Here is a 23813-nt window from a genome sequence, read left to right on the forward strand (position 1 = left end):
CATGGACTCACCGGACGTCATCGTCATCGGCGGCGGCACGGGCGGTTACAGCACCGCCCTGCGCGCCGCGGCCCTCGGCCTCGAAGTCGTGCTCGCCGAGCGGGACAAGGTCGGCGGGACATGTCTGCACCGCGGCTGCGTCCCGAGCAAGGCGATGCTGCACGCGGCCGAACTCGTCGACGGGATCGCCGAGGCCCGCGAACGCTGGGGCGTGAAGGCGACGCTGGACTCCGTCGACTGGCCGGCTCTGGTGGCCACGCGCGACGACATCGTGGCCCGCAACCACAGGGGCGTGGAGGCGCATCTCGCACACGCGGGCGTACGGGTGGTGAGGGGCAGCGCGCGGCTGACGGGGCCACGCTCCGTGCGGGTCGAGGGCCTGCACGGCGCACCCGGCGTGGACGGCGAACCTGACGCGTACCACCTCTCCGCGCGCCGTGGGCTCGTGCTCGCGACCGGCTCACGGCCGCGCACGCTCCCGGGGCTCGCACCGGACGGTCGGCGGGTGGTGACGAGCGACGACGCGCTCTTCGCGCCCGGGCTCCCGGCGTCCGTGCTGGTGCTCGGAGGCGGTGCGATCGGCGTGGAGTACGCCTCGTTCCACCGCTCCCTCGGCGCCGACGTCACCCTCGTGGAGGCCGCCGACCGGATCGTGCCGCTGGAGGACGCCGATGTGAGCCGGCATCTGACCCGCGGTCTGAAGAAACGCGGCATCGACGTGAGGACCGGCTCCCGGCTCCTGGACGCCGAGGTCCTCGACGACGGGGTACGCGCACGCGTGCGTACCGCCCGGGGCGAGACCCTCACGGTCGAGGCCGAACGGCTGCTGGTGGCGGTCGGGCGAGTCCCGGTCACCGACGGCCTGGACGTGGCCGCCGCGGGCCTGACCACGGACGAGCGCGGTTTTGTCGTACCGGCCGACTGGGACCGGCTGGAGACGGCCGTGCCCGGCGTCCATGTGGTGGGCGACCTGCTGCCGCCGCCGTCGCTCGGACTGGCCCACGCCTCGTTCGCGGAGGGGCTGTCGGTGGCCGAGACGCTGGCGGGCGTGCCGTCCGCGCCCGTGGACTACGCGGCCGTGCCCCGGGTCACGTACTCGTCGCCGCAGACCGCGGCCGTGGGTCTGAGCGAGGCCGAGGCACGCGCGCGTGGGCACGAGGTGGAGGCCAACAGCATGCCGCTGACCGCCGTCGCGAAGGGCATGGTGCACGGCCAGGGCGGCATGGTGAAGGTCGTCACCGAGGCCGGCGGCGGACGTGTGCTGGGCGTGCACCTGGTGGGCCCGCACGTGTCGGAGATGATCGCCCAGAGCCAGCTGATCGTCGGCTGGGACGCGGAGCCGTCCGACGTGGCCCGGCACATCCACCCGCACCCGACCCTCTCTGAGGCGGTCGGCGAGGCGTTCCTGACGCTGGCGGGGCGGGGGCTGCACCAGCAGTGACACCGCCCCGGTGGCGGCACACCGTCCAGGGTGCCCTGCGGCGCACCGGCCGCCAGTGCTACCGGGCGCCCCCTGAAGCCTCCCCCGGCGCGCCCTTGACACCGCACCATGGCCGTGGGGTACTGCGATTGCGAACCCGGGCGGATATGACGGGGGTGAGTGTCCTGCCGGAGCTGCGCTACCCGACATTGAGCGAACTGGTCTCGGCTGCCCGGGCTTTGACCGCTCGCCGCCCCGGTGTCTGCACCCTGCGGCAGGTGGGTGCCTCACGCGCGGGCAGACCCCTGCACCTGCTGTCCGTGGGCCGCGCCCGCCGCGCCGTGCTGGTGGTCGCCGGCGCCCACGCCAACGAGCCGACCGGCTCCTGCACCCTGCTCGCGGTCGCCCGCCGGGTGCTGGAGCAGCGGGAGCTGCGCGACGGCGTCTCCTGGCACTTCCTGCTGTGCGCGGACCCCGACGGGGCGAGCCTGCATGTGACGCCGGCGCCGCGCAGCCTGTACGACTACCACCTCGGCTTCTTCCGGCCCGCGGGCCCGGAGCAGCCGGAGTGGGCGCCGTCCGTGCTGCCGCCGGACCGGCTGCCGCCCGAGACGCGGGCCCTGACCGGCGTCATCGACGAGCTGCGCCCCTACCTCCAGGTGACCCTGCACGGCACGGACCTGGGCGGCAGCTGGGTGCAGCTGACGAAGGACATACCCGGTCTGGCCGAGCCGTTCGCCAAGTCCGCGGCGGAGCTGCACATCCCGGTGGAGACCGGCGCGTCGGACGCCGCGGGCTGGCCCGCGTCCGGCCCGGGCGTGCACGTGATGCCCGCGCCGGGGATCGGTCCGGCATATCCGAGCCTGCCGGACGACGCGCGGCACAGCACCTGGTACCACGCCCACCGGTACGGCGGCCTGACCGCGGTGGTCGAGGTGCCGATGTGGGCGAGCGACCTGGTGGACGACCCGGCCCCGCATCCGGCTCCGGCGGCGGCGATCGGGCGGCTCGCCCGGCGGCTGCAGCGCGACGCGCTGGAGGTGACGCGTGTGCTCGACAGCGCGCTGCCCCGGCTCGCCGACCTGGACGGGCCGCTGCTGCGGGCCGCCCGCTGGGGGCTGGAGCTCGTGCCGGGCCTGGCGGCGGACCTGCTCGGCACGCCGCCCGCCGCCCGCACCCGGGCGTATGTCGGCAGCGTGGACGCGTTCGCGCGGCGCGTGCCGCTGCGGGCGGCGGCCATGCTGCTGCGGGTGCTGCGCGGAACCGACGACCGGGCGGCGAAACAGCTCGAGGAGCTCGTCGCGACCTGGAGCGATGCTTTCGCGGAACGTTTCCGCGCCCGCTGGGTGCCCTTGGAGAACCAGGTCGAGCACCAGTCGCGCACCGTGGTCGCGGCGGCGATGCACGCGCGTGAGGAGACGCGGTAGCGCCTCCGGCCGGCTACGGCACGGCCGCCCCGGACTCCCGTCCCGGCTCACCGGAGGGGTGCGGGCGGACGCGTGTGCCGCACAGCCAGTTCGAAGGCCGAGAGCACCACGCGTGCCTGGTACTCCGCCTGACGGGCGACCGGTATCCAGCGCGCGGCCCAGCCGTCGCGGTAGTCGGCGCACCACGCGTCGATCAGCCGGTCCAGCTCCGGCAGTACGCCACCCGGGTCGCGGCCGGCGGCCCGTACGAGCTGGTGCAGCAGTCCCGCGGTGCGCAGCGCCAGCCGGCGCCCGGAGATGCGCAGGGCGGCCAGATGGGCGGTGCTCAGGGGCGGCAGGGCGCGGGCCCCGCCGTCGCCGGTGTCGGGGTCCCAGGCATCGGCGAGGCCGGGGCAGACCAGTAAATAGTCGTCCACCGGGGCGAGCAGGCGCTCCGCGTCGGGCACGCCGGCGAGATGCGGCCGGATCCGGGCCAGCAGGTGCCGCAGGAGGCCGGTGTCGTGGCGCAGGGTGCGGCTGACGGCCCGGAGCACCGCGTCCCGGTCCGGCGGCGGGGAGCCGTCCGACACCTCCGCCACGCCCCACATGGGCGCCTCGACGACCGCGGTGACGGTGCCGTGCCGGTACGGGTGGAACCAGGTCGACTCGACCGCGGCCTCCGTGATCGCCGCGGCCAGATCGCCCCGGCGCGGCGGCGGGATCCGGTAGACGGCGGGGCCGAGGCCGGGCCAGTACAGGGTGTCGTAGGCGCCGAGTTCGCGGGGGATGCCGAGCCGGGCGGCGATGTGGGCGAGGCGCTGGGCGAGACCGGGCAGGTCGTGGGTGAGTTCGACGAAGCCGCCGCCGACGTCGACGCCGTGCAGGGAGCACTGCAGGACCGGCCGCAGTCCGTCCTGGAGGTCGAGCAGGCAGCGGGTCTCCGGCAGGGCGGCACCGGCCGCGCCGTCGGGCAGCCACTCGGGCTGCTCCAGGAAGGCGGGCCGGAAGAAGTTCCGGAAGTACCGGTCGAGGGCGTAGGGGCCGGTCAGCCAGCCCTCGTTGCGGCGCAGCCCGTCCGGGTCGAGGCACAGCAACAGGTTCCAGGTGGTGTCGGCGCCCTCGGTGAGCCGCGGGTCGGCCAGGGCCCGCTCGGCCAGGCGCAGCACGGTGGCGCCGCCCACGGGTTCGTTGGCGTGGGGTCCGGCGACGACGAGGGTCTGGCGGCTGCCGTGGCCGACGGAGAGCAGCCACAGGGGGGTGCCGTCGCGGGAGGTGCCGACCCGGCGCAGTCGGGACTCGCGGGGGTGGCGGGCGACGAGGGCGGCGGCCCGGGCGCCCAGTTCGTCGACGGTCGGGTAGCGCGGGAGGGGTGGCAGGGCACACCTCCCCCATGCGATGCCGTCGATTCACCAGGTGCAGATGGCGTAGGCACAGTCAGTCACGACTTCAGGGGTACGTCAACACCGTGAACCGTGAAGGGATTTGAGCCATGCTGTTTCGATCGACAACCGGTAATCCCCAGGCCAGAGCTGAGGCATACGTTGGTTTCCGGTCAGTCGGCCGACAGCCGGAACGCCATCCGCCCGAAGCCCACCTGGTCCCCCTCGCGGACGACGGCCGCGCCCACGACCCGCCGTCCGTTCACCGTCGTGCCGTTGGTGGAGCCGAGGTCACGCAGGACCCACATGCCGCCCTGGTGACGCAGTTCGGCGTGCACGCGGGAGACCGTCTCGTGGCTGAGGCGCAACCCGCTGGCGGGGTCGCGGCCTATGCGCAGCGGATGGCCGTGCGCCGGGTGCGGCAGCAGCAGCTTGGGCAGCCGCTCGGCCTGCCAGGCCCTGCGCAGCCGTACGGTGAACCCGGAGACCGCCTCGACGGTGCCGAGCACCAGGCGGGAGAACCGGCTCTCCGTGGGCAGGTCGGCGGTGAGCACGGCGAGTTCGTCCGGGCGGCGGGCGGCGAGCGCCAGTTCCATGCGGCGGACGAACGTGTCGTGGGACAGGCGGCCCAGCACGACGCCGTCTCGGAGGACCTTCAGCGCCCTGTCGCGCTCCGCGTCGGAGAGCCGCGCGGGGTACGTGTTGAACTCGAAGGACGACGTCACGTTCGTGATTGTCGGGCAGCGCGGCCCGCCTGTCCAGAAAACGGGAGAACGGCCGCCACGCGCGCGTACCAGGCGACACCCGCCGCAAAAGGGTGGATGCACCAGCGGATCGATCTCGTTTGACGCACCATGGACGGGCTACATCACGGTGAGCAGACGAAGGGGAACCGTCCGTGCAGTTCGAGGTGTGGGCACCGCAGGCCGGCCGAGTGACGCTCCAGTGCGACGGCGTGACGCGCGCGTTGGAGCGCGATCCGGAACGGGCGGGGTGGTGGCGGGGCGAGGCGGAAGCGCGCGACGGGTCGCGGTACGGCTTCGCACTGGACGACGGTCCGGTGCTGCCCGATCCGCGCTCGCGCCGGCAGCCGGACGGCCCGGACGGCCTGAGCGCCGTCGTCGACCACGAGCGCTACGCGTGGCGCGCGGCGTGGCAGGGGCGTCCGCTGCCGGGCGCGGTGCTGTACGAGCTCCACGTGGGGACGTACACACCCGAGGGCACGCTGGACGCGGCCGCCGAGCGGCTCGGCCATCTCGCCGAACTGGGCATCACGCACGTGGAATTGATGCCGCTGTGCCCCTTCCCGGGCACGCACGGCTGGGGCTACGAGGGCGTCTCGCTGTGGGCGGTGCACGAGCCGTACGGCGGACCCGAGGCGCTGAAACGCTTCGTCGACCGGGCCCACGAACTCGGCCTGGGGGTGGTGCTCGACGTGGTGCACAACCACTTCGGCCCAACCGGCAACTACCTGCCCGTCTTCGGGCCGTACCTCACCGACACGCACCACACGCCCTGGGGCGCCGCGGTCAACCTGGACGCGCCCGGCTCGGACGCGGTGCGCGCGTACCTGATCGGCAGTGCGCTGGCGTGGCTGCGCGACTACCGGCTCGACGGGTTGCGCCTGGACGCGGTGCACGCGCTGGTGGACACACGCGCGCACCACTTCCTCGAGGAGCTGTCGACGGCCGTGGACGCCCTGGCCGCCGAGGTGGAACGGCCGCTGTTCCTGGTCGCCGAGTCGGATCTGAACGACCCGCGGCTCATCACCTCCCGCGCCGAGGGCGGCCTCGGGCTGCACGCGCAGTGGAACGACGACTTCCACCACGCCCTGCACACCGCGCTTACCGGCGAGTCGCAGGGCTACTACGCCGACTTCGCGCGCGCCCCACTCGGCGCTCTCGCCAAGACCCTCACCGGCGGCTACTTCCACGACGGCTCGTACTCCAGCTTCCGCGGCCGGCACCACGGGCGCCCCCTGGACCGCACGCGGGTGGCCGGGCACCGGCTGCTCGGCTACGGCCAGACCCACGACCAGGTCGGCAACCGTGCCCAGGGGGACCGGCTTTCTGCCCTGGTCTCCCCCGGGCTGCTTGCGTGCGCGGCCACACTGATCCTGACGGCGCCGTTCACGCCGATGCTCTTCATGGGCGAGGAATGGGCGGCCGGCACGCCCTGGCAGTTCTTCACCGACCACACCGACCCGGAGCTGGCGGACGCCGTGCGGCGGGGCAGGCGGCGGGAGTTCGCGGCGCACGGCTGGAAGGAGGAGGACGTGCCCGACCCGCAGGACCCGGCGACCCGGGGCCGCTCCTGCCTCGACTGGTCGGAACCGGAGCGCGAGCCCCACGCGCGCGTGCTGGCCTGGTACCGGCAGCTCCTCGCCCTGCGCCACGAGCAGCCCGACCTGACCGACCCCGACCTCGCCGACACCAAGGTCGCTTACGACGAGGAGCGCCGCTGGATCGCCTTCCGGCGCGGGGACGTGCTCGTGGCGGTGAACCTGGCGCGGGAGTCGGCGACCCTTTCGCTGGGCGTGCCCCACGCCCGCGTGCTGGCCGCGTGGGATCCGGTGGAGACCCCCGGGGCGGACGGGGTGGTGCATGTGCCCGGGGAGTCGGGCGTCGTGCTCACGCAGGACTGAGCCCGGGGGGGCAGCCGAGCTTGGCGTCCTGCGGCTCGATCACGGGCGCGAGGATCCCCGGTCCGCGACACCGGCGCCATGGGCGAAGGACAGCCGTACGACATTCCACCCGCCCGGCCCGCTACAGGGCGTCGTCCGTGTCCCCCAGGTCCGTCACTCGTTCCAGCAGGATCGGCTCCCAGGCGCGGCGCAGCCGGGTCCGCAGCAGGGCGGCGTCCTTGCCGGTGAGGGCCTCGGCGAGGTGGACGACGGTGTCGCAGCGGGCCAGCCACAGGCCGCGCAGGCAGGGGCGGGCGCCGTATCCGGCGAGGGTGGCGGCGCGTACGGCGGCCGGTGAGCCGACGGCGAGGGCGAGGCCCGCGATGTCCTCGGCCGGGTCGGCGACGACCGCCCCGCCCCAGCCGAGGACGCCGCGCACCCGACCGTCGGCGCTGACCACGAGGTGTCCGCCCGTGAGGGCGTGGTGGGTGAGGACCGCCGAGCCGGGATGGGCGGCGAGCTGGGCCGCGGCGGGCGGCGTGAGCTGGCCCACGCGGGCGGCGTCGAACTCGTCGGCCTGCGCGAGGCGTTCGGCGGCGCGTACGGCGGCCCGGCGCAGCGCCTCCAGGGAACGCGGCGTGGCACGCGGCACGCCGAGGGCCTCGGCCTGCCGGACCGGCACCTCGCGCAGGCCCGTGAGCAGTCCGGCGAGGTCGGCCTCGCCGACGGCGGACACATCGTGCCGCTCCCCCGAGCCGCCGGGCACCTTGGTGTCCAGCGTGTAGGCCAGCCCGGGCGCCCACTCGCCGTGCGCCACGCTGGCCGGCACCGCCACCGGGACGTGCGGGCGGACGAGGTCGCGCAGGCGCAGTTCGCGGCGCTGGCGGACGGTGGCCTCGCGGTCGGGGGCCAGGCGCAGCACATGGCGGGTGCCGACCCACCAGGTCGCGGGTTCGGCGCCCTCGGTGGCGGGGCGGACGTCGGGGCCGCCGTCCTTGCCGTCCTTGCCGTCGTTGCCGTCGTTGAGCAGGGAACGGACCAGCCGGCGGACGGTGTCCGCGGTGGGGGTGGGTGCCTGGGTCATGGTCGAGCCGTTGCCGTTCGGGAGGCGTGGTGGGGACATCGGTGGCGTCATCCCACTATGACCAGCTCGCGGGTGGTCGTGTTCAGGCGCCGCCCGCCGTCCTCGGTGACGGTCACGATGTCCTCGATGCGCACGCCGAACCGGCCGGGCAGGTAGATGCCGGGTTCCACGGAGAAGCACATGCCGGGCACGAGAGGCCGCTCCTCGCCCTCGATCATGTACGGCGGCTCGTGGGTGGTGACGCCGATGCCGTGCCCGGTGCGGTGGATGAAGTACTCGCCGTAGCCGGCGTCGGCGATGACCGCGCGGGCGGCCCGGTCGATGTCCTGGCAGGCGGCGCCCGGCCGCACCGCGCGGAAACCGGCCTCCTGGGCCGCGCGTACGGTGTCGTGCACACGGCGTTCCTCGTCGGTGGGTTCGCCGACGTGGACCGTGCGGGACGTGTCGGATCCGTAGCCGTCCTTCAGGCCGCCGAAGTCGAGGACGACCATGTCGCCGCGTTCGATGACGCGGTCCCCGGCCTCGTGGTGCGGGTCGGCGCCGTTCGGGCCCGAGGCGACGATGGTGAAGTCGACCTGCTCGTGGCCGTGCCCGCGCAGCAGCCGGTCGAGGTCCGCGGCCACCTCGGACTCCCGGCGGCCGGCGAAGGGGAGGTTCCGGAGCTCCTCGAACGTCGCGTCGGCGGCGGCACCGGCGGCCGCCATGAGGTCCAGCTCGGCCCCGTCCTTGACGGCGCGCAACATCGGGAGGGCGTCGGTGAGCGAGGCGTACGAGCTGCCGGGCACGGCCCGCTGGAGGGCCAGCAGGTGCAGGGCCCAGGCGTTGTCGCTGACGCCGAACCGGCCCGAGGAGCCGAGGAGGGCGGCGGTGGCGGCGTAGGGGTCCTTGCCGTCGGTCCAGTCGCGCAGGGTCAGGGCGGCCGCGCCGGCCGCCTTCTGCGCGTCCGGGGCCTCCAGTGCGGGGACGACGAGGACGGGGTCCTGGCCGGCGGCGAGGACCAGCAGGGTGAGCCGTTCGGTGACGGCGGGGGGTGTGTAGCCGGTGAGCCACACCAGGTCCGGCCCCGGGGCGACCAGCAGACCCTCGAGACCGGCCTCGGCGGCCGTCCGGGCGGCGCGCTCCATGCGGGCCCGGTAGTCGTCGGCGGTGAAGGACGCGGCCGTGCTTCCGGTCATCCGGGCCTCCCAGGGCGGACGAAGGGGCTACGGGCAGCATCCTGCCCGGCCGGAGGGGGCGGCGCGAGCCGTCTGCGGGCTTTCCTCCCGGGAACCCTGTCGAACGGCAGAGCCTTGCTCCGCGCGCCGTACAGGGACGGGAGCTCGCGGGCGACCGAACGCGCCGAGCGGGTGCGCGACCGGCTGTGCGAGCCGCCCCGCAGGGTGGACGCGCTGCTGGTGACCGGCCCGCCTACCCTGTTCGCCTTCCACCGCTCGTCTTCCACCACCCGCCGGTGGCGCTGCACCACCCACAGTGACGTGGGCGTTGGGGATGATCGCGGACCGCGACGCGCCGCCCGGTCCCGCCTTCCACGTCCTGGGCGGACGCGGGGCGGCTGACGAGCCACTTCCGGGTGGTCGTACGACGACCTGCCGCACGCGGGCTCACGCGGTGACGGCCGGTACGACCTTCAGCTGCTCGTAGCCGCCGCTGCGGTGGCGCACCGTCAACCTCACCTCGGAGTTGGGGCGGGCGCGGGCGACGGCTCGCACCAGGTCCGCGGCCGTGTCGATCCGGGTCGTACCGAAGACGAGGAGGACGTCGCCGCGCACCAGCCCCGCCGCCTGGGCCGGCCCGGGGACGTGCAGCCCGACGACCAGGGCGCCCGGCTTGGGGGCGTCCATGACCTGCACGCCGAGGGTCACCGCGACGGGCGCGGACGCGGCGGCGGACGGCGAGGGCGAAGCCGAGGGGCCGGTGAGCGGCGGCGTGTGCCGTGCGCGCGGGTCGATGAGGCCGCCCTTGCCGACGACCGTGGTGCCCATCGCCCCGAGGCCGATCCCGGACAGCACCAGGACCGCGCCGGCGAACCCGGCGAACAGCAGGCTGAGGAGCCGCCTCGCGCGCCGCCCGGCGGCGTGCGGGCGCGGTCGTGACGGGGCGGACCCCGTCGCCGGCGCCGCCCCCTCGGGCTCCTGGCCCGGCATGGGCTTGGGTCGCAGCGCGGTCTGTTCCATGGCTCGCCTCCGGATGGTGCCGATCGCCTCCGGCGGATGCTGAACGATCACGGCAGGTGCTCTACCCGGCGCATCGGCGGCCCACGAGCCACGAACGAGTGAGACTGACCGGCGCGGATGCGAACGCGGGACGTGCCGAACGCGGGCACGGCTCGCCCCGCACCCCGCGGGAGGGCGCGGGGCGAGCCGCGGGCACCCCCGGCTGGGCCGGCCCGCGTGGCCCGTCCAGTGGTCCCCGTGCGCGTCGTCGGGCGTCCCCATGACGCGCGGCGTCCGTCCCCTCACGCGAGAAGACCCCCGGCACGCCGCCGGGGGTCTTCTCGACGTCCCGTTCCGAGTGGGGCCGGCCGGAGAACGCCGCCTCAGCGGAGAGCGGGTACCGGCACGGACGGCGGCCGGTCCGGGAGGAAGCCGTGCGCCCGCCGGGACAGCCACTCGTCCTTGTAGCGGTCCACCTTCTGGTGCCAGTTGAGAATGCCGGACATCCAGTTCCGCAGGTCCGTCACATACGTGCCCATGGCGGCGCGTGCCTCGCCGGAGAGCCGGAAGTCGTCGTACAGGACGGGCAGTTCGTGCTCGACGACGTGCTCGAACTGCCGCATGCGCTGGCTCATCAGGTCGTGCACGACGCCGAGCGCGGTCGGGTAGTCGCAGCCGAAGAAGGACTGCACGACGAGAATCGCGTTGTGGATCTCGCCCTCGAACTCGATCTCCTTCTGGTACGAGAAGACGTCGTTGAGCAGGCAGGCGAAGTCGATCGCGGCGTTCTCCATGGACCGGACCGGGCCGCTGCGGTAGACCTCGGGCGGGACGGCCGGGCCGTGGCCCATCCGGCACAGGCTCAGGGTGAGATCGGAGCCGAAGGTCGCCCGGCGCATCTCCAGGTAGTCGACCGGGTCGGGGACGCGGTTCTGGAGCTGGTTGGACAGCTCCCACACCCAGCTCTCGGTCATGGCGTCGATCGCGTCCTTGAGCGTGCGCCGCGCCTCGGGCGTCATCTCGGCGGTGGTGCGCAGCCACAGGTCGATGAGGCTGCGCTCCATGGCGTTGGCCGGGACCGGTGGCTCCTCGCCGTCGACCGGCATGCAGTCGGACAGGCGGGCCGTGGTGAGCCGGGCGGCGGCCAGGTCGCGGCGGTGGCCGTAGACCAGCGGGTAGTAGTCGTCGCCGTAGGTGCCCCAGGCGAGCCACTGCGAACTGAGGTCGAGGGCCTCGGGGGTGGCGTCCGGGTCGAGGCCGGCCGCGCAGAGCGGGAGGTCGTAGGCCCTGAGCTTGTCCTCGTCCCAGACGCCTTCGGTGAGGATGCCCATGCGCTCCACCCAGGCGCGCAGATTCCTGCGGGAGTTGTCGAGGTGCGGGCTGAGCTCCAGCGGGAACGGCATGCGGATGTCGGGGATCTGTGACGGCCCGACCTTCTGGTACGGCACGTGCGTGTAGGAGCGCAGCCGTTCGGCCCCTGCCGAGGCGAGCAGGGCGCGGACATCGGCGGCCGAGGTGCCCATGCCCGTGGGGCCCGTCCAGGGACTGCCACCGCGCGCCGCGTTCTCGTTCATGTAGCGGCTGGAGCGCAGATGCCACTCGTGGCCGCCGGACTGCCAGTCCTGCAGCCCCTTGGTGTACGCCGCCACGGCCATGACCTCGTCGGGCCCGAGCCCCTTCTCCAGGGCCACCGCGGGCACTTCGGTGAACGCCGTGTGCTCGAACTGGTGGAGGCGGGAGGTGAGGACGTCGTTGACGGTGTCGGCGGCCTCCTGCGTGGTGCAGCCGAAGAAGGTCTCCAGGACCAGCACACCGTTGCTGTTCTCGCCCTCGTCCTCGACCTCACGCTGGTAGGAGAACAGGTCGTTGCGCAGGTGCACGGCGTCGGAGAACGTCTCCATCAGCACCCTGAGCGGCCTGGACCCGGCGACGGACGCGGGCACTTCGGCGGTCGCGTACTCCACGAGCCCCGCCGACCAGGGGGCGCCGCCGACCTTGCGGCGCATCTCGATGTACTCGACCGGGTTGGCGATACGGCCCTCGTTGATGTTGGACAGCTCCCACATCGACTCGTTCAGCAGGTGCTCGGTGGCCACGGCGAAGCGGCGGCGCCAGTCCTCGGACATCTTCGGCACCGTGCGCGCCCACAGGTCGGCGAGGCCCGCCTCGACCGGGTTCTCCGGCTCCGGTACGGGCGCCGTCGGGTCCAGCGGCATGAACAGGGGCAGCCGGTCCAGGTGGGCCTTGCCCGCGGCGCGGTCCTGGCTGCGCTTGTACATCTCCAGGAAGTGGTCGTCGAAGAAGAAGACCCAGACGTACCAGTCGGTGATGAGGGACAGGGCGGGGCCGTCGCAGTCGGGGTGGGTGTAGGCGCAGAGCAGACCGTAGTCGTGCGCGTCGAGGTCGGCCTGCTCCCAGACGCCGGAGCCCTCCAGCATGCCCATCTCGCGCGCCCACCGGGTCGAATGGGCGCGCGCTTCGTCGAGATGGGGGTTCAGCCGCGCTGGGTGCGGCATGTAGAAGTGCGGGAGTACGAACGGCTGCGTCATGGCCGGGCCCTACCCGGTGCCCCGGGGCGGCATCCGCGGGGCCGGACATGATCACACCATCAGGTGAATCGAAGGCGAATGCGGGAGTTCCGGCCGGGCGTCGCGTACCTGGATCAGGGCGTGCGTGCCGCTGGTGCGCCAGCGCCGGCCCTCCGCCGCGGCCAACTCGGCCTCGGTGCCCGCGTCGAGACCGGTGATCACATCGGACTTCAGGGTGCGCAGCGCCGCGACCGGGCCGGGGAAATACGCGGTGACGTCGGTGAACGGCGTGGTCGGCGCCCAGAGCCGGTCGCCCACCAGGCGGCGGTAGTTGAGGTCGCCTTTGAACACCGTCAGCGTGGCCGAGGCGAACTCGGCGCGCAGGTCGCCGGGCATCTCCTCGTACGGCAACGGGGCGCAGGAGAAGGGGTGGGCGCGCAGGACGAGGCGCCCGTCGGCGAGGGCGGACCACAGTTGCCGCCCGTACCGGGCGGCCGCTTGGCCGGCGCCGGTCAGGCGGCGCAGGGCGTCGACGACATCGGCGGTGGTGGCGTCGGAGACGTAGTAGGGGTACGGCTTGACGTGCAGGATCGCCCGGCCGATGCGGCCGCTGCCCAGGAGGTGGGCGATGAGGAGCAGGTCGGGGACGAGTTCGCGGCCAGCGTTGTCGGCGACCAGGCAGAGCGTGCCGGGGCCGCCGCCCGAGTCGGCGGTGTCGAGCAGCGACCAGAACCGCGCGCTGTCGTCGGCCACCAGACCGGGCGCGGCGTCCGCGTCCCGAGCGCCTTCCGCGGAGAGGCGGAAACCGAGGTCGGCGCGGTTGCCCCACAGGGAGCCGTGCAGCAGGGCCCGGGCCTGTTCGTCAGCGGGCCGATCGGCGAGGTCGCCGAGCGCGGCCAGTTCCTGGTCGGTCTCGACGGAGTCGAGTTCGGCCAGCTTGAAGGGGCGGAAGGGGTCGATGCCCTGCCAGGGGCCGGGGCCGAAGTAGCCGACGGCCTGCAGCAGCCGGCGGTAGAACCAGCTCTCGGACCACAGCCACGGCACGTCGAACCAGGATCGGCCGGCGTACGCGCGCAGCCCCCAGTTCTCCCAGTGGGCCCGGTCGTGCGCGTCGGCCGGGAGGGGTTCGATCTCGCCCGTGGTGCAGTTCGCCAGCAGGTCGTCCAGCGCGCGGTGCTGCCCTGGTTCGTACGGGAAGGCCTCACGGACCTGCCGGATGATCGCGGGATGCCGCTCGGCCAGCACGCTGTGGGGGAACGAGCCCGGCTGGTCGCCGAGGAGCACGGGTGCGGAGGGGGTGTCGGGCATGGGCCTCACCGTAACGCGCGGGCGTCTCGTCCCGGCCCACCGCGTCAGACCGGCGCGATCTCCCGCTCCAGCCGCGCCGCCAGGCTCAGATACCGGGCGCGGCGGGTCACCGGGACCAGGCCGCGGATGAGTATGTTCCACATCTCGGCCGTCCGGCGGGGCTGGCGTGCGACGGGCTCACGGGAGCGGCCCACGACCCGGGTGCCGACGAAGAAGCAGACCAGCGAGTGGGCGACGACGTCGATATCGATGTCGGGATGGACGTCGGACTCCCTGACCGCGCCGACGAGCCGGGCCGTGACGATGTCCAGCCACTCCGTGAACGGGTGACTCAGCGGCGGCCGGGGCCGGATCCCGCCGGTGGCGAGCCGGAGGCCGGCCCGCAGCACCGGGTCCTCGACGGACATGCGGGTGATGCCGAAGGTGAGGCGCATCAGCGCCTCGAGGGAGGTGTGTCCGCGGTTGTCGGTCTCCGTCGCCAGCCGACGGGCGGTGTGTGACTGGAGTTCGAGGATCGCGTGGGCGAGATCCTCCTTCGCCGCGAAGTGGAAGTACAGCGCGCCCTTGGTGACTTGGGCGTGCTCCACGATGTCGCTGAGACTGGTCGATTCGTAGCCGCGACGGTCGAACAGGTCAGCGGCGGCCGTGATGATCGTCGAGCGGGTCTGCTCGGCTCGCAACTGCCTCGCCATCGACTGAACTCTCCCGAGACGGAAATGAACGGGCCATGCCGTTTGTTTTTACCCCCCGTAGACGATAACTCACCCTGAGACGGCACTCATCACACCAGTGTGCCGGAGTGCGGGTGCACATCCGGCAAAACAATCACAATCCATGAAAGGAAACAGCACGTTCGGTATCTAACCGTGGGGGTTCCGGGCCAGACGTGAAGACGGGCCGGCCGGTGCCCATCCGCACCGGCCGGCCCGCCCGCTCGCGGCCTGCCTCGTTCAGAGTTCCCGAAGGAGGATCACATGGATCAGAAGGTCAGCTTCCAGCCGTTGAGCCTGCCCGTGTCCTGCGTCGCGGTGTCCTGGACGCGCAGCTTCCAGGTGCCGTTGGCGCTCTCGCCGGACGCGTTCACCGTGTAGGTGGTGTTCACGTTGTCGGCGGAGTCCGACGCGGCGGACTTCAGGCGGTACGTCGAACCGTCCGGCGCGACCAGGTCGATGACGAGGTCGCCGCGGTAGGTGTGGGTGATGTCGACGCCGACCTGGAGGGCCGAGGGGGCGTTGCCGCTGAGGCCGGTGACACTGATCGGCGACTCGATCGCCGCACCGTTGTCCGGGATGGCGACGGCGGTGGTGCTGGAGAAGGTCGTGCCGGTGGACGTACCGCCCTTGACGGCCTGGACCGTCTTGGCGGCGTCCGCGAGGCCCGCGCCGCAGCCGCCGGAGCAGGTGCCGGGCAGGGGACGGGCGTTGGCCTTGATGGCCGACTCGATCTGGGCCGGGGTGAGGGCGGAGCTGGCCGACTTCATCAGGGCGGCGAGGCCCGCGACGTGCGGGGCGGCCATGCTGGTGCCCTGGTAGTAGTCGTAGTTCTCGCTCGACGGCGTCTTCGTGCCGGAGTTCAGCGTGGACAGGATGCCGTTGGCGGTGGAGGTCCGGGTCTCGCCGCCGGGAGCGGAGATGTCGACGACCGTGCCGTAGTTGGAGTACGAGGCACGGCTGCCCGCGCGGTTGGTCGCGGCGACGGTGATGACGTTGTTGCAGTTCGCCGGGGAAGCGTTGGAGGCGTTCTGGTTCTCGTTGCCGGCCGCGACGACGACCGCGGTGCCGCGGTTCACGGCGCCGTTGATGGCGCTCTGGGTGGCGGTGGAGCAGGCGCCGCCCCCGCCGAGGCTCATGTTGATGACCTTGGCGACGTTGGTGTTGGCGGGAACGCCGGAGACCGAGCCGCCGGAGGCCCAGGTGATGGCGTCGATGATGTCCGAGTCGTAGCCGCCGCACTTGCCGAGGACGCGGACCGGGGAGATCTTCGCGCCGTAGGCGACACCGGCGACACCCTTGCCGTTGTTGGTGGCGGCGGCGATGGTGCCGGCCACGTGGGTGCCGTGCCAGGAGGAGTCGGAGGCCGGAATGCCCGCACCGCACTCGTTGGCGTTGTACCAGTCGCCCGGGTCGGCCGGGTTGCTGTCGCGGCCGTTGCCGTCGACGGAGACCGCGGTGTCGGAGATGAAGTCGTAGCCGCCGACGATGTTCGCGGCCAGGTCCGAGTGGGCGACGTAGCCGGTGTCGATGACGGCGACGGTGACGCCGCTGCCGGTGGTGGTGTCCCAGGCGGCCGGGACGTTCATGCCCGCGGTGGACTCGAACAGGTCCCACTGCTTGCTGTAGTCGGTGTCGTTCGGGGTGACGGCCGTCGGCTTGTTCAGGCGGTCCGGCACGACGTAGGCGACCTGCGGGTCGGCCCGGTACGCGGCGACGACGTCGGCGACGGACGCCTTGGAGGGGGCGGTGCCCAGCTCGACGAGGGCGGCACCGGTGCCCAGACGGCGCTGGAAGTCGACGTCCTCGCCGGTCTTCTCGGCCTTGGCCGCGGCGTCGGCGGCGGCAGCCTTGTTGGACTCGGCTTCGCTGGCGCCGGACTTGTAGCCGACGATGAGGCGCTCGGCCGGGGTGCCCGGGGCGGCCTCGGTCTGGGCGGCCGGAACGGCGGCCGGGCGGGGGGCGGACTCCTGGGCGACGGCGACCGAGGCGGGGGCTGCGGTCAGCAGGGCGACGGAGACGGCGGCGACGGATATCAGCTTCCGTCTGAGCTCTGGGGAGGTACGCACGGTCGTTGCCTTTCGTGGCCGGACTCCGGGCTGAACGGAGCGGCGGTGGAGTCGCTTCGTCGTCGAAGCGGAGGGGGGTGGTTCGAAAAGCGAAGAGCGACGCGATGGCCGGCCAGGCGCGAGTGGGGAGCGGACCGTTCGGGGTTACCTGCGGGTCAGCTGTGCTCGAACGATAGGCAAAGGGAAGGTCATCGGGATACGGGGGAAACCCTCGATCCAGCCGGGCACCGACCCTCTATGGCGGGCGGGTCGAGCGTGAATGGCCCCTTTTCAAACGGCTCGTGGCGAGGTGAACGCACGAGGCCGGTTTCCCGTACTGCATGACCGACCCTCCCGCCCGCCGAGGAGACACAGACGCATGCCCCGTACGACCGCCCACCGCACCGCGCTCGCTGCCGCCCTGGTGGCCCCGCTGCTGCTGCCGCTGTGGGCGGTGGGGCCGGCGCGGGCGCACGGTGCGCCCACCGATCCGGTGAGCCGGGTGGTGGCCTGCTCCCCCGAAGGCGGAGAGCGTGCCGGCTCGGTGGCGTGCCGTGCGGCCGTCGCCGCGAACGGCGCGCCCTTCACGGCGTGGGACAACCTGCGGGTGGCGAACGTGAACGGCCGGGACCGAGAGGTCGTCCCTGACGGGAAGCTGTGCAGCGGGGGTCTGGCCGCCTACCGGGGGCTCGATCTCGCCCGCGCCGACTGGCCGTCGACCCGGGTGACGCCTGGCGAGACACTGGCCATGCGGTACGTCTCGACGATCCCGCACACCGGCACGTTCCGTATGTACCTGACGAAGCCCGGCTACGACCCGGCAGGCCCGCTGTCCTGGTCCGACCTGCCCGGGAAGCCGTTCGCGGAGGTGACGGACCCGGAGCTGACGGACGGCGCGTACCGCTTCGAGGCGACCTTGCCGTCCGACCGGGCCGGGCGGCACGTCCTGTACACGGTGTGGCGGAACAGCGGTACGCCGGACACCTATTACTCGTGCTCGGACGTGGTGTTCCCGGAGCAGGTGGAGGAGAAGCCGGAGAAGGAGGTGCGAGAGGCAGAGGTGAAGGAGGAGGAGGTGCGGGAGGCAGAGGTGAAGGAGGAGGAGGTGCGGGAGGCAGAGGTGAAAGAGGAAGAGGTGCAGGACACGGCCGTCCGGCCTTCGCCGCCGGCCTCCACGCCCGCCCCCGCCTCCGGCCCGTCCGCGCGCACCCTTGCGGGCGGCGCCGCAGCGGTGCTGGTACTCACCGGCGGCGCCGCCCTGGCCGCACGTCTGCGGCGGCGCTGACTGGACCTTTCGTGAGGGCTAGTTGACGTTGACCGCGACACCGCCCGTGGTCACCGGGGCGTACTTCGCGGTGAAGAAGGCGTTGGCGAAGCACAGCGACGAGCCGGACGTCTTGGTGAACTGCTGGTTGGTGAAGGAGATGCTGTTGTCGGCGTTGCTCGCCGTGCCGGTCAGGCTGGGGGCCTGGTAGACGCACGTGATCGTGCCGAGCAAGGTGCGCAGCTTGACCGTGGACTGGATGGTGGAGCCCGCCGCCGGGGTCACGGAGACGGTGCCGTCGGAGGACACGCTCGTGGTGTACGGCAGGTTGTCGACGGTGATGCCGCTGACGCCGAGCACACCGACGACGTTGGCGCTGCAGCCGCTGGTGTCGAAGCTGTGCGAGGTCAGGGACTCGGTGGCGGTGCCGGGCGCGGCCGGGTTGTCGGTGACGGTGGCGGCGAACGCCGACGAGGTGCAGGAGATGCCGCTGGTGCCGGTCGCGCTGGAGCGGAAGGTCGCGGCGGTGCCCTGGGCCAGGGACGCGTCGAGGACGTCGCCGACCGCTACGGCCGTGCCGTCGGTGGTGGTCAGGACCGGGGTGTCGGCCGCGGAGGCGGGGGCGGCGAGGCCCAGGGCGGCGACGGCGGCGGTGAGGGTGAGGAGGGTGCGAGTGCGCATGGGGAGGTACCTCTTTCACTGGCGGGGTGAGGGGAGTCGGAGCTCCGGGCGTCCGCCGCCGCCGGCCCGTCACGCCTTCTCCGTACGTGACGGACCGGCAACTGCAGACCGGTGACCGGTGACCGGTCGGAGGGGACGCACGGGAACCGTCCTCCGGCCGGGCCGGGCGGGGGGTGGCTGGCGGCACGGCTCAGGGGAAGCCGCCGTGCCGTGAAGAGCGGAACCCGGACGATGGACAGCCCGTGCGGACGCACCGGGTGACGAGATGCCCGTACGGGACGGGCGGGGTCCGGGAGGCGCGGACGGTGCCGCGCGGCGGATCCGGCGCCACGGATCCGGTGGGACGAGGGAAGTTGTAGACCTGGTTCCGAGTCAACGTCAAGGTCTCGTAGGAGAGTTGTGCGTTCGCTGAGCGTTTCGGGACATCGGCGACTCACCCTGAGGACACAACCGCCACTCTTTGTTCACAACTCCCTTGACCCTTCATGTAACCCCCGGTAACTTCCGAGTCGGCTACTGCGGCGTGACGAGAAAGCCCTTGCAACCCCCGGGAGTTGCGAGGAGACGTGCGTACGCGGTCGGTGTCCGCGCCAGGGCAACGTGCCACCGACGTCCGATCCGCACCGACATGCACCTGGAGCAGACATGACCTCCTCCACCGAGCACACCCCCGACAGACCGGAGGGCGCCGCCACCCCGGACGTCAGCGACGCTCCCGCGCGCCGCGGGCGGGTCCGGGCGCGTCGGGCCGCGGTGATGGCGGTGCCCGCCACCGCGGTCGCCGCGGGCCTGGCGATCCTCACCGCCCAGGGGGCGCTGGGTGTGCAGTTCGCCATCTCCGGCATGCCGTTCACGGTCACCGCGACCGAGCTGAACGGCACCGGCTTCGCGCAGTTCGGCGGCCTGGACGAGATGGCCGAGGGCAGCCCGAACGCGGGTGACACCGGCGGTCAGGTACTGGTCGTCACGTCCGTGATCAAGAACGCGACGCTCACCAAGCTGTGCCAGAGCGTCGACCTGGGCGGCACCAACCTGGTCATCAGGGCGGGTGGCGGCGCACAGAAGGTCTCCGCCAGTGATCTGACGACCGACTCGACCGAGCTGTCGGGTGACGCCGCGTTCAACAACATCGAGATCGGCAACGACGCCAGCACGCTGGACAAGGCCGGGCCGCGGGGCCGCGGGCCGAAGGGCGTCTTCAGCCAGCAGTCCGACACCGTGCACATCGCCAACCTGCGGCAGACCAACTACGCCACGACGGCAGGGGTGTTCAAGCTGCCCGGGCTGAAGCTGGGCTTCAGCGGATCGGGTTGCTGATGCCCGGCGGCCCGCGCGAGACGTTCCGGCCCGCCTTCCGGCGGTGGCGGGCCGACCGCCCGTTCTGGGGCGGGCTGCTGCTCACCCTGGGCGGGGCGGAGATCCTGCTCACCCTGAAAGCGTCGCTGGACGTCATCCTGCACGTCGGCATGCAGGGCCTGGCCGGCTACCTGCTCCCGGTCGTGATGCTGCTGTGCGGCGTGCTGATCCTCTGCAACCCCGCCCAGCGCCTGTTCTACTCGGTCATCGGAGTACTGGTCTCCCTGGGCAGCTGGCTGACGTCCAACCTGGGCGGGTTCTTCGTCGGTCTCCTCCTGGGTGTGGTGGGCAGCTGCCTCACCTTCGGCTGGCTTCCGGACCAGGAGGCCCGCGTCAGCCGCCGGCAGCGCCGGAAGGCGGCGAAGGCGGCGCTCCCGGCGCCGGTGCGGCAGCCCTAGTCGGCGTCGGCGGGCGCGGCGGTCCGGGCCCGTTCCCCGGGAGCCGGGGCCGAACCCTCCTCCTTCAGCGCCCTGGCCTCGCTCTTGAGGATCCGCATCGAGCGGCCCAGTGCACGCGCCGTGTCCGGCAGTTTCTTCGAGCCGAACAGGACGATCACGGCGATCGCCACGATCAGCAGGTGCCAGGGCTCCAGTCCGTTGCGCAGCACGTCCCGCCCTCCCTCTCTCGACAGTTGCTACATTGCGCAACTGTACAACCCCTCGGGCGAGAGGCGAGCAGGAGCCGATTCCGGTCACCGGCGATCGGGGGACGGAGCCGCCGCGGCACCGCAGCGCGAGCGCGATCCGGGGCAGCCGGGCCGAACCCCGTGCCGTCCGAGGTCGCCGACGGGGCCCGGTCCGCGGACGGCCACCCCTGCTGGGAGCTCACCTACGGCTGATGCCGCCGGTGCCGGGCCCGGGCCGCCGCCAGGGCCAGGGAGTAGAGGCCGAGGACCACGGCCGGCAGCACGAAGTAGGCGGCGGGCAGGGCCGTCATGCCGAGGGCCCCGCCGAGAGGGCTGGGCGGCAGCAGCAGCCCGACGGCGGCGAGGCCGGCCGCCGCCAGGCCGACCGGGCCCGGCACGCGGCTCCCCGCTCCGCGGCTGCCGGTGCGCAGGAGCAGCATCACCACGGCCTGGGTGAGCAGGTTCTCGGTGAACCAGGCGGAGTGGAAGACGGCCTCGTCGTCCAGGGCGTCGGGGCCGTGCAGCGCGAGGGCGAGGCCGGCGAAGGTCGCGAGGTCGGCGACCGCGTTGAGGAGGCCGAAGCCGGTGACGAACCGGAGGAAGGAGCGCGGCTTCAGCACGGCCGGGCCGCGCAGTGCCGCCGCGCCGGGACGGTCGTGGGCGAAGGCCAGCTGGGCCGCGTCGAAGCACAGGTTCTGCACGAGGACCTGGGCGGGGAGCATCGGCAGGAAGGGCAGGAGCAGGCCCGCGGCGAGCATGGCGAGGACGTTGCCCAGGTTCGAGGAGAGCGTGACACGCAGGTACGAGGCGATGTTGCCGCTGGCGTGGCGGCCGGCCGTGATCGCGTGGCCGATCGTCGTGAGGTCCTTCCCGGCCAGCACGACGTCGGCGCTCTCCCGGGCCACGCCGACGGCGGAGCGGGGCGCGATGCCGACGTCGGCGGCGCGCAGCGAGGCCACGTCGTTGACGCCGTCGCCGAGGAAGCCGACGGTGTGCCCTGCGGCGCGCAGGGCGGCGACGACGCGGGCCTTGTCCTGCGGTGTGCAACGGGCGACGACGGTGGCCGCACCGGCGTCCTCCGCTTGTCCGGCGGTGGTCACCTGCCCCGGCTCCAGGCCGAGTTCGCGGCAGGCCCGGGCGGCCGTGGCCGGGTGGTCGCCGGTGAGAACCTTCACGGTGACGCCGCGCTCGGCCAGGCCTCGCAGGGCCTCGGCGGCGGTCGGGGCGAGGGCGTCCCGGAAGGTCACCAGGCCGCGGAAGGCCAGACCCCGGGGCTCGGCCGGCGTACGCGCGTCGGCGGGGCGGTCGGCCGTGGCGACGGCCAGCACCCGCAGCCCGGCCTCTGCCTCCCGGGCGGCGAGGGCGAGCAGCCGGTCGTGCTCGCCGTGCTCCTGCGTACAGCGCGCCAGGACGGCTTCCGGGGCGCCCGTGACGACGACGGTGTGCCGCCCGAGGCCGCCCCGCACCACCACCGTGGCGATCCGCCGCTCGGGGTCGAACGGTACGGCGTCCACCCCGTCGTACTCCTCGCCCACCGGCCCGGACGCCTCCAGCAGGGCCTCGTCGAGGGCGTCGGGTGCGGGCAGATCGGCGAGTTGGAGGGTCCACCAGGCGCCGACCGCGGCCCAGCGCAGCACCTCCGGATCGTCGCGTCCGGCCGGGTCGAGGGACCCCTCGACGACCGGGCGGTCCTGGGTGAGGGTGCCGGTCTTGTCGACGCACAGCACGTCGACGGCACCCAGGTCGTGCAGAGCGGGCAGCCGTTTGACGATCACTCCGTGCGTGCGGGCGAGGAGGGCGGCGCCCCGGGCCAGGCAGGTGGTGACGATCACCGGCAGCATCTCGGGGGTCAGCCCGACGGCGACCGCGACGGCGAAGGGCAGCGTCTCCAGACCGCGGTCGCGCAACGCCGCGTTCGCCATCAGCACCAGCGGCGGGGTCAGCAACATGAACCGGATCAGCACCCAGGAGATGCCGTGCACCGACCGGTCGAAGGCCCCGCCCTCCGGGCGCGCCTCGGGCGTCCGGTGGGCAGCGGCGAACCGCGTCCCGGCGCCGGTCGCGACCACGACGGCGGTGGCACTTCCCGAGGCGACGGTGCCGCCCTGGAAGCAGAGGTGGGACTCGTCCGGCGCGCCTTGGTCGGCCGCCGTCTTCCCCACCGGCGCCGACTCCCCGGTCAAAGCCCCCTGCTGCACCGTGAGCCCCCGCGCCCGGAGCAGGCGCACGTCGGCCGGGACCAGGTCTCCGGGTCCGAGGCGCAGCACGTCACCGGGGACCAGCTCGGCGACCGGCACCTCGCGCGGCTGCGGCGACTCCTGGGCGTCGGCGCGGCGCAGCACCGTGGCGGTGCCGGCGACCAGATCGCGCAGGGCGGCCATCGACCGGTCGGCCCGGTGCTCCCCGCTCGCGCGCAGCACACAGCTGACCGCCACGAGGGCGAGGATCACCAGGGCGGTGCCCCAGGAGGCGACGGCGGCGGACACCAGGCCGAGGCAGAGCAGGACGGCGGTGAACGGGTCACGCAGGGCGCGCGCGCACCGGCGGGGCCAGGCGGGCGTACGGACTTCCGGCAGGGTGTTCTCACCGAAGACGGCCAGCCGGGATGCGGCCTCCGGGTCGGTCAGTCCGCGCGGGCCCGACTCCAGCCGCCGCAGCACCTCCAGGGTGGTGCCCTCGGCGGTCTCAGAGGCCACGGAGGCGACGCGCCGGTGCGGCGCGGTCGGTGAGCCGGCCCACCATGAGCCGGACGACGTCGACGGTGTCCGGGTCGTCGACGTAGTACACCTGCCGGCGGCCCTCGCGGCGGGAGCGGACGAGTCCGGCCAGCTTCAGCTTGGTGAGGTGCTGGCTGACCGCGGGCAGCGCGCCGCCGACGCGCTCGGCGAGCCCGGTGACGTCGCTCTCGCCCTGGGCCAGCGCCCAGACGATGTGCAGCCGCGCGGGCGAGGCCAGCAGCCCGAAGGTCGCGGCCGCCCGGGCGAGCACATCGGCGGACGGGTCCTCGAAGCCACTGCCGGCTGCCGCCACCCCGCCGCCCTCCCGTCGTCCGAGTCGTCCTCTCAGGGTCCTTGCACCATGCCCGCCCGGGTCGCGTGGTCCGGCACCGCGCGAACTGATCGGACGCTCATGGCGCAAGGACCCCTCAGCCGCACCAGTCTAGGCGGGCCGCGGACGCCCGCCGGAAGCCGAGTCGAGCCCCGTGAGGCCCGGATGCCGAGCCCCGGC

18 protein-coding genes and 1 pseudogene are annotated in these 23813 nt (G+C 73.4%); 6 read left to right on the forward strand and 13 right to left on the reverse strand.

Going from position 1 to position 23813, the window contains the following annotated elements:
• The first annotated feature begins 1 nt into the window (after position 1).
• Complete coding sequence (gene lpdA / locus ACWD1U_RS02050) at positions 2-1441, forward strand: dihydrolipoyl dehydrogenase (protein ID WP_451103729.1); 1440 nt, start codon at positions 2-4, stop codon at positions 1439-1441.
• A gap of 155 nt (positions 1442-1596) precedes the next feature.
• A complete protein-coding gene (locus ACWD1U_RS02055) occupies positions 1597-2847 on the forward strand; it encodes a M14 family zinc carboxypeptidase (protein WP_451103730.1) in 1251 nt (416 codons plus the stop codon).
• A 13-nt stretch (positions 2848-2860) separates the two neighbouring features.
• Here ACWD1U_RS02055 and ACWD1U_RS02060 read toward each other — a convergent pair.
• Together ACWD1U_RS02060 and ACWD1U_RS02065 are read right to left on the reverse strand one after the other, a co-directional pair.
• Positions 2861-4202 (reverse strand): annotated as a pseudogene (locus ACWD1U_RS02060) (M14 family zinc carboxypeptidase).
• 176 nt (positions 4203-4378) lie between these two features.
• Positions 4379-4930 carry an FHA domain-containing protein gene (locus ACWD1U_RS02065; protein ID WP_451103731.1) on the reverse strand — a complete coding sequence of 184 codons (552 nt, stop codon included), beginning with the start codon at positions 4928-4930 and terminating at the stop codon, positions 4379-4381.
• A 173-nt stretch (positions 4931-5103) separates the two neighbouring features.
• Here ACWD1U_RS02065 and treZ point away from each other — a divergent pair, with 173 nt between their 5' ends.
• Complete coding sequence (gene treZ, locus ACWD1U_RS02070; protein WP_451103732.1) at positions 5104-6849, forward strand: malto-oligosyltrehalose trehalohydrolase; 1746 nt, start codon at positions 5104-5106, stop codon at positions 6847-6849.
• Positions 6850-6970: 121 nt separating this feature from the next.
• Here the strand turns inward: treZ and ACWD1U_RS02075 are convergent, their stop codons facing one another.
• The 7 genes from ACWD1U_RS02075 to ACWD1U_RS02105 form a co-directional block, all read right to left on the reverse strand.
• The gene (locus tag ACWD1U_RS02075; protein ID WP_451103965.1) at positions 6971-7912 is read right to left on the reverse strand and encodes an aminoglycoside phosphotransferase family protein; all 942 of its coding nucleotides are present in this window, start codon (positions 7910-7912) and stop codon (positions 6971-6973) included.
• 47 nt (positions 7913-7959) lie between these two features.
• Positions 7960-9087 (reverse strand): aminopeptidase P family protein, encoded by a 1128-nt coding sequence (locus tag ACWD1U_RS02080; RefSeq protein WP_451103733.1) that lies wholly within the window; start codon positions 9085-9087, stop codon positions 7960-7962.
• A 426-nt stretch (positions 9088-9513) separates the two neighbouring features.
• Complete coding sequence (locus ACWD1U_RS02085; RefSeq protein ID WP_451103734.1) at positions 9514-10086, reverse strand: PDZ domain-containing protein; 573 nt, start codon at positions 10084-10086, stop codon at positions 9514-9516.
• A gap of 362 nt (positions 10087-10448) precedes the next feature.
• Positions 10449-12614 (reverse strand): germacradienol/geosmin synthase Cyc2, encoded by a 2166-nt coding sequence (gene cyc2, locus ACWD1U_RS02090; RefSeq protein ID WP_451103735.1) that lies wholly within the window; start codon positions 12612-12614, stop codon positions 10449-10451.
• A gap of 51 nt (positions 12615-12665) precedes the next feature.
• Positions 12666-13901 (reverse strand): damage-control phosphatase ARMT1 family protein, encoded by a 1236-nt coding sequence (locus ACWD1U_RS02095; RefSeq protein WP_451103736.1) that lies wholly within the window; start codon positions 13899-13901, stop codon positions 12666-12668.
• Between the two features lie 44 nt (positions 13902-13945).
• Positions 13946-14593: a ScbR family autoregulator-binding transcription factor gene (locus tag ACWD1U_RS02100; RefSeq protein WP_451103737.1), complete on the reverse strand. Its 648-nt coding sequence runs from the start codon at positions 14591-14593 to the stop codon at positions 13946-13948.
• Between the two features lie 287 nt (positions 14594-14880).
• Positions 14881-16680 (reverse strand): S8 family peptidase, encoded by a 1800-nt coding sequence (locus ACWD1U_RS02105; protein ID WP_451103738.1) that lies wholly within the window; start codon positions 16678-16680, stop codon positions 14881-14883.
• 358 nt (positions 16681-17038) lie between these two features.
• Here ACWD1U_RS02105 and ACWD1U_RS02110 point away from each other — a divergent pair, with 358 nt between their 5' ends.
• Positions 17039-17944 (forward strand): lytic polysaccharide monooxygenase, encoded by a 906-nt coding sequence (locus ACWD1U_RS02110; RefSeq protein WP_451103739.1) that lies wholly within the window; start codon positions 17039-17041, stop codon positions 17942-17944.
• Positions 17945-17962: 18 nt separating this feature from the next.
• On the opposite strand, the gene ACWD1U_RS02115 is transcribed toward ACWD1U_RS02110, so the two are convergent.
• On the reverse strand, positions 17963-18604 hold the full coding sequence (locus ACWD1U_RS02115; RefSeq protein WP_451103740.1) for a Tat pathway signal sequence domain protein: 642 nt from the start codon (positions 18602-18604) through the stop codon (positions 17963-17965).
• Positions 18605-19249: 645 nt separating this feature from the next.
• Between ACWD1U_RS02115 and ACWD1U_RS02120 the strand changes: the two genes are divergently transcribed.
• A complete protein-coding gene (locus ACWD1U_RS02120; protein ID WP_451103741.1) occupies positions 19250-19921 on the forward strand; it encodes a DUF6230 family protein in 672 nt (223 codons plus the stop codon).
• Positions 19921-20358, forward strand: coding sequence for a DUF6114 domain-containing protein (locus tag ACWD1U_RS02125; RefSeq protein WP_451103742.1), 438 nt, complete (start codon positions 19921-19923; stop codon positions 20356-20358). Before ACWD1U_RS02120 ends, ACWD1U_RS02125 begins: the two co-directional genes overlap by 1 nt.
• Here the strand turns inward: ACWD1U_RS02125 and tatA are convergent.
• The 3 genes from tatA to ACWD1U_RS02140 all read right to left on the reverse strand — a co-directional run bounded on the left by tatA (position 20355) and on the right by ACWD1U_RS02140 (position 23615).
• On the reverse strand, positions 20355-20567 hold the full coding sequence (tatA, locus tag ACWD1U_RS02130; protein WP_451103743.1) for a Sec-independent protein translocase subunit TatA: 213 nt from the start codon (positions 20565-20567) through the stop codon (positions 20355-20357). The two genes, ACWD1U_RS02125 and tatA, sit on opposite strands and share 4 nt — an antisense overlap.
• Positions 20568-20788: 221 nt before the next feature.
• Complete coding sequence (gene mgtA / locus ACWD1U_RS02135; protein WP_451103744.1) at positions 20789-23281, reverse strand: magnesium-translocating P-type ATPase; 2493 nt, start codon at positions 23279-23281, stop codon at positions 20789-20791.
• Positions 23271-23615 carry an ArsR/SmtB family transcription factor gene (locus ACWD1U_RS02140; protein ID WP_451103745.1) on the reverse strand — a complete coding sequence of 115 codons (345 nt, stop codon included), beginning with the start codon at positions 23613-23615 and terminating at the stop codon, positions 23271-23273. The genes mgtA and ACWD1U_RS02140 overlap by 11 nt, the downstream gene beginning before the upstream one ends.
• Positions 23616-23813 lie beyond the last annotated feature (198 nt).

The sequence above is a fragment of the Streptomyces sp. NPDC002788 genome (assembly GCF_053592115.1).

Excerpts from the sequence above, each read along its gene's own strand:
- ACWD1U_RS02125 (WP_451103742.1), top strand. The coding sequence starts at position 19,921 with ATGCCCGGCGGCCCGCGCGAGACGTTCCGGCCCGCCTTCCGGCGGTGG.
- cyc2 (WP_451103735.1), bottom strand. The coding sequence starts at position 12,614 with ATGACGCAGCCGTTCGTACTCCCGCACTTCTACATGCCGCACCCAGCG.
- ACWD1U_RS02120 (WP_451103741.1), top strand. The coding sequence starts at position 19,250 with ATGACCTCCTCCACCGAGCACACCCCCGACAGACCGGAGGGCGCCGCC.
- ACWD1U_RS02085 (WP_451103734.1), bottom strand. The coding sequence starts at position 10,086 with ATGGAACAGACCGCGCTGCGACCCAAGCCCATGCCGGGCCAGGAGCCC.
- ACWD1U_RS02100 (WP_451103737.1), bottom strand. The coding sequence starts at position 14,593 with ATGGCGAGGCAGTTGCGAGCCGAGCAGACCCGCTCGACGATCATCACG.
- ACWD1U_RS02110 (WP_451103739.1), top strand. The coding sequence starts at position 17,039 with ATGCCCCGTACGACCGCCCACCGCACCGCGCTCGCTGCCGCCCTGGTG.
- lpdA (WP_451103729.1), top strand. The coding sequence starts at position 2 with ATGGACTCACCGGACGTCATCGTCATCGGCGGCGGCACGGGCGGTTAC.
- ACWD1U_RS02075 (WP_451103965.1), bottom strand. The coding sequence starts at position 7,912 with ATGACCCAGGCACCCACCCCCACCGCGGACACCGTCCGCCGGCTGGTC.
- ACWD1U_RS02115 (WP_451103740.1), bottom strand. The coding sequence starts at position 18,604 with ATGCGCACTCGCACCCTCCTCACCCTCACCGCCGCCGTCGCCGCCCTG.
- ACWD1U_RS02095 (WP_451103736.1), bottom strand. The coding sequence starts at position 13,901 with ATGCCCGACACCCCCTCCGCACCCGTGCTCCTCGGCGACCAGCCGGGC.
- ACWD1U_RS02080 (WP_451103733.1), bottom strand. The coding sequence starts at position 9,087 with ATGACCGGAAGCACGGCCGCGTCCTTCACCGCCGACGACTACCGGGCC.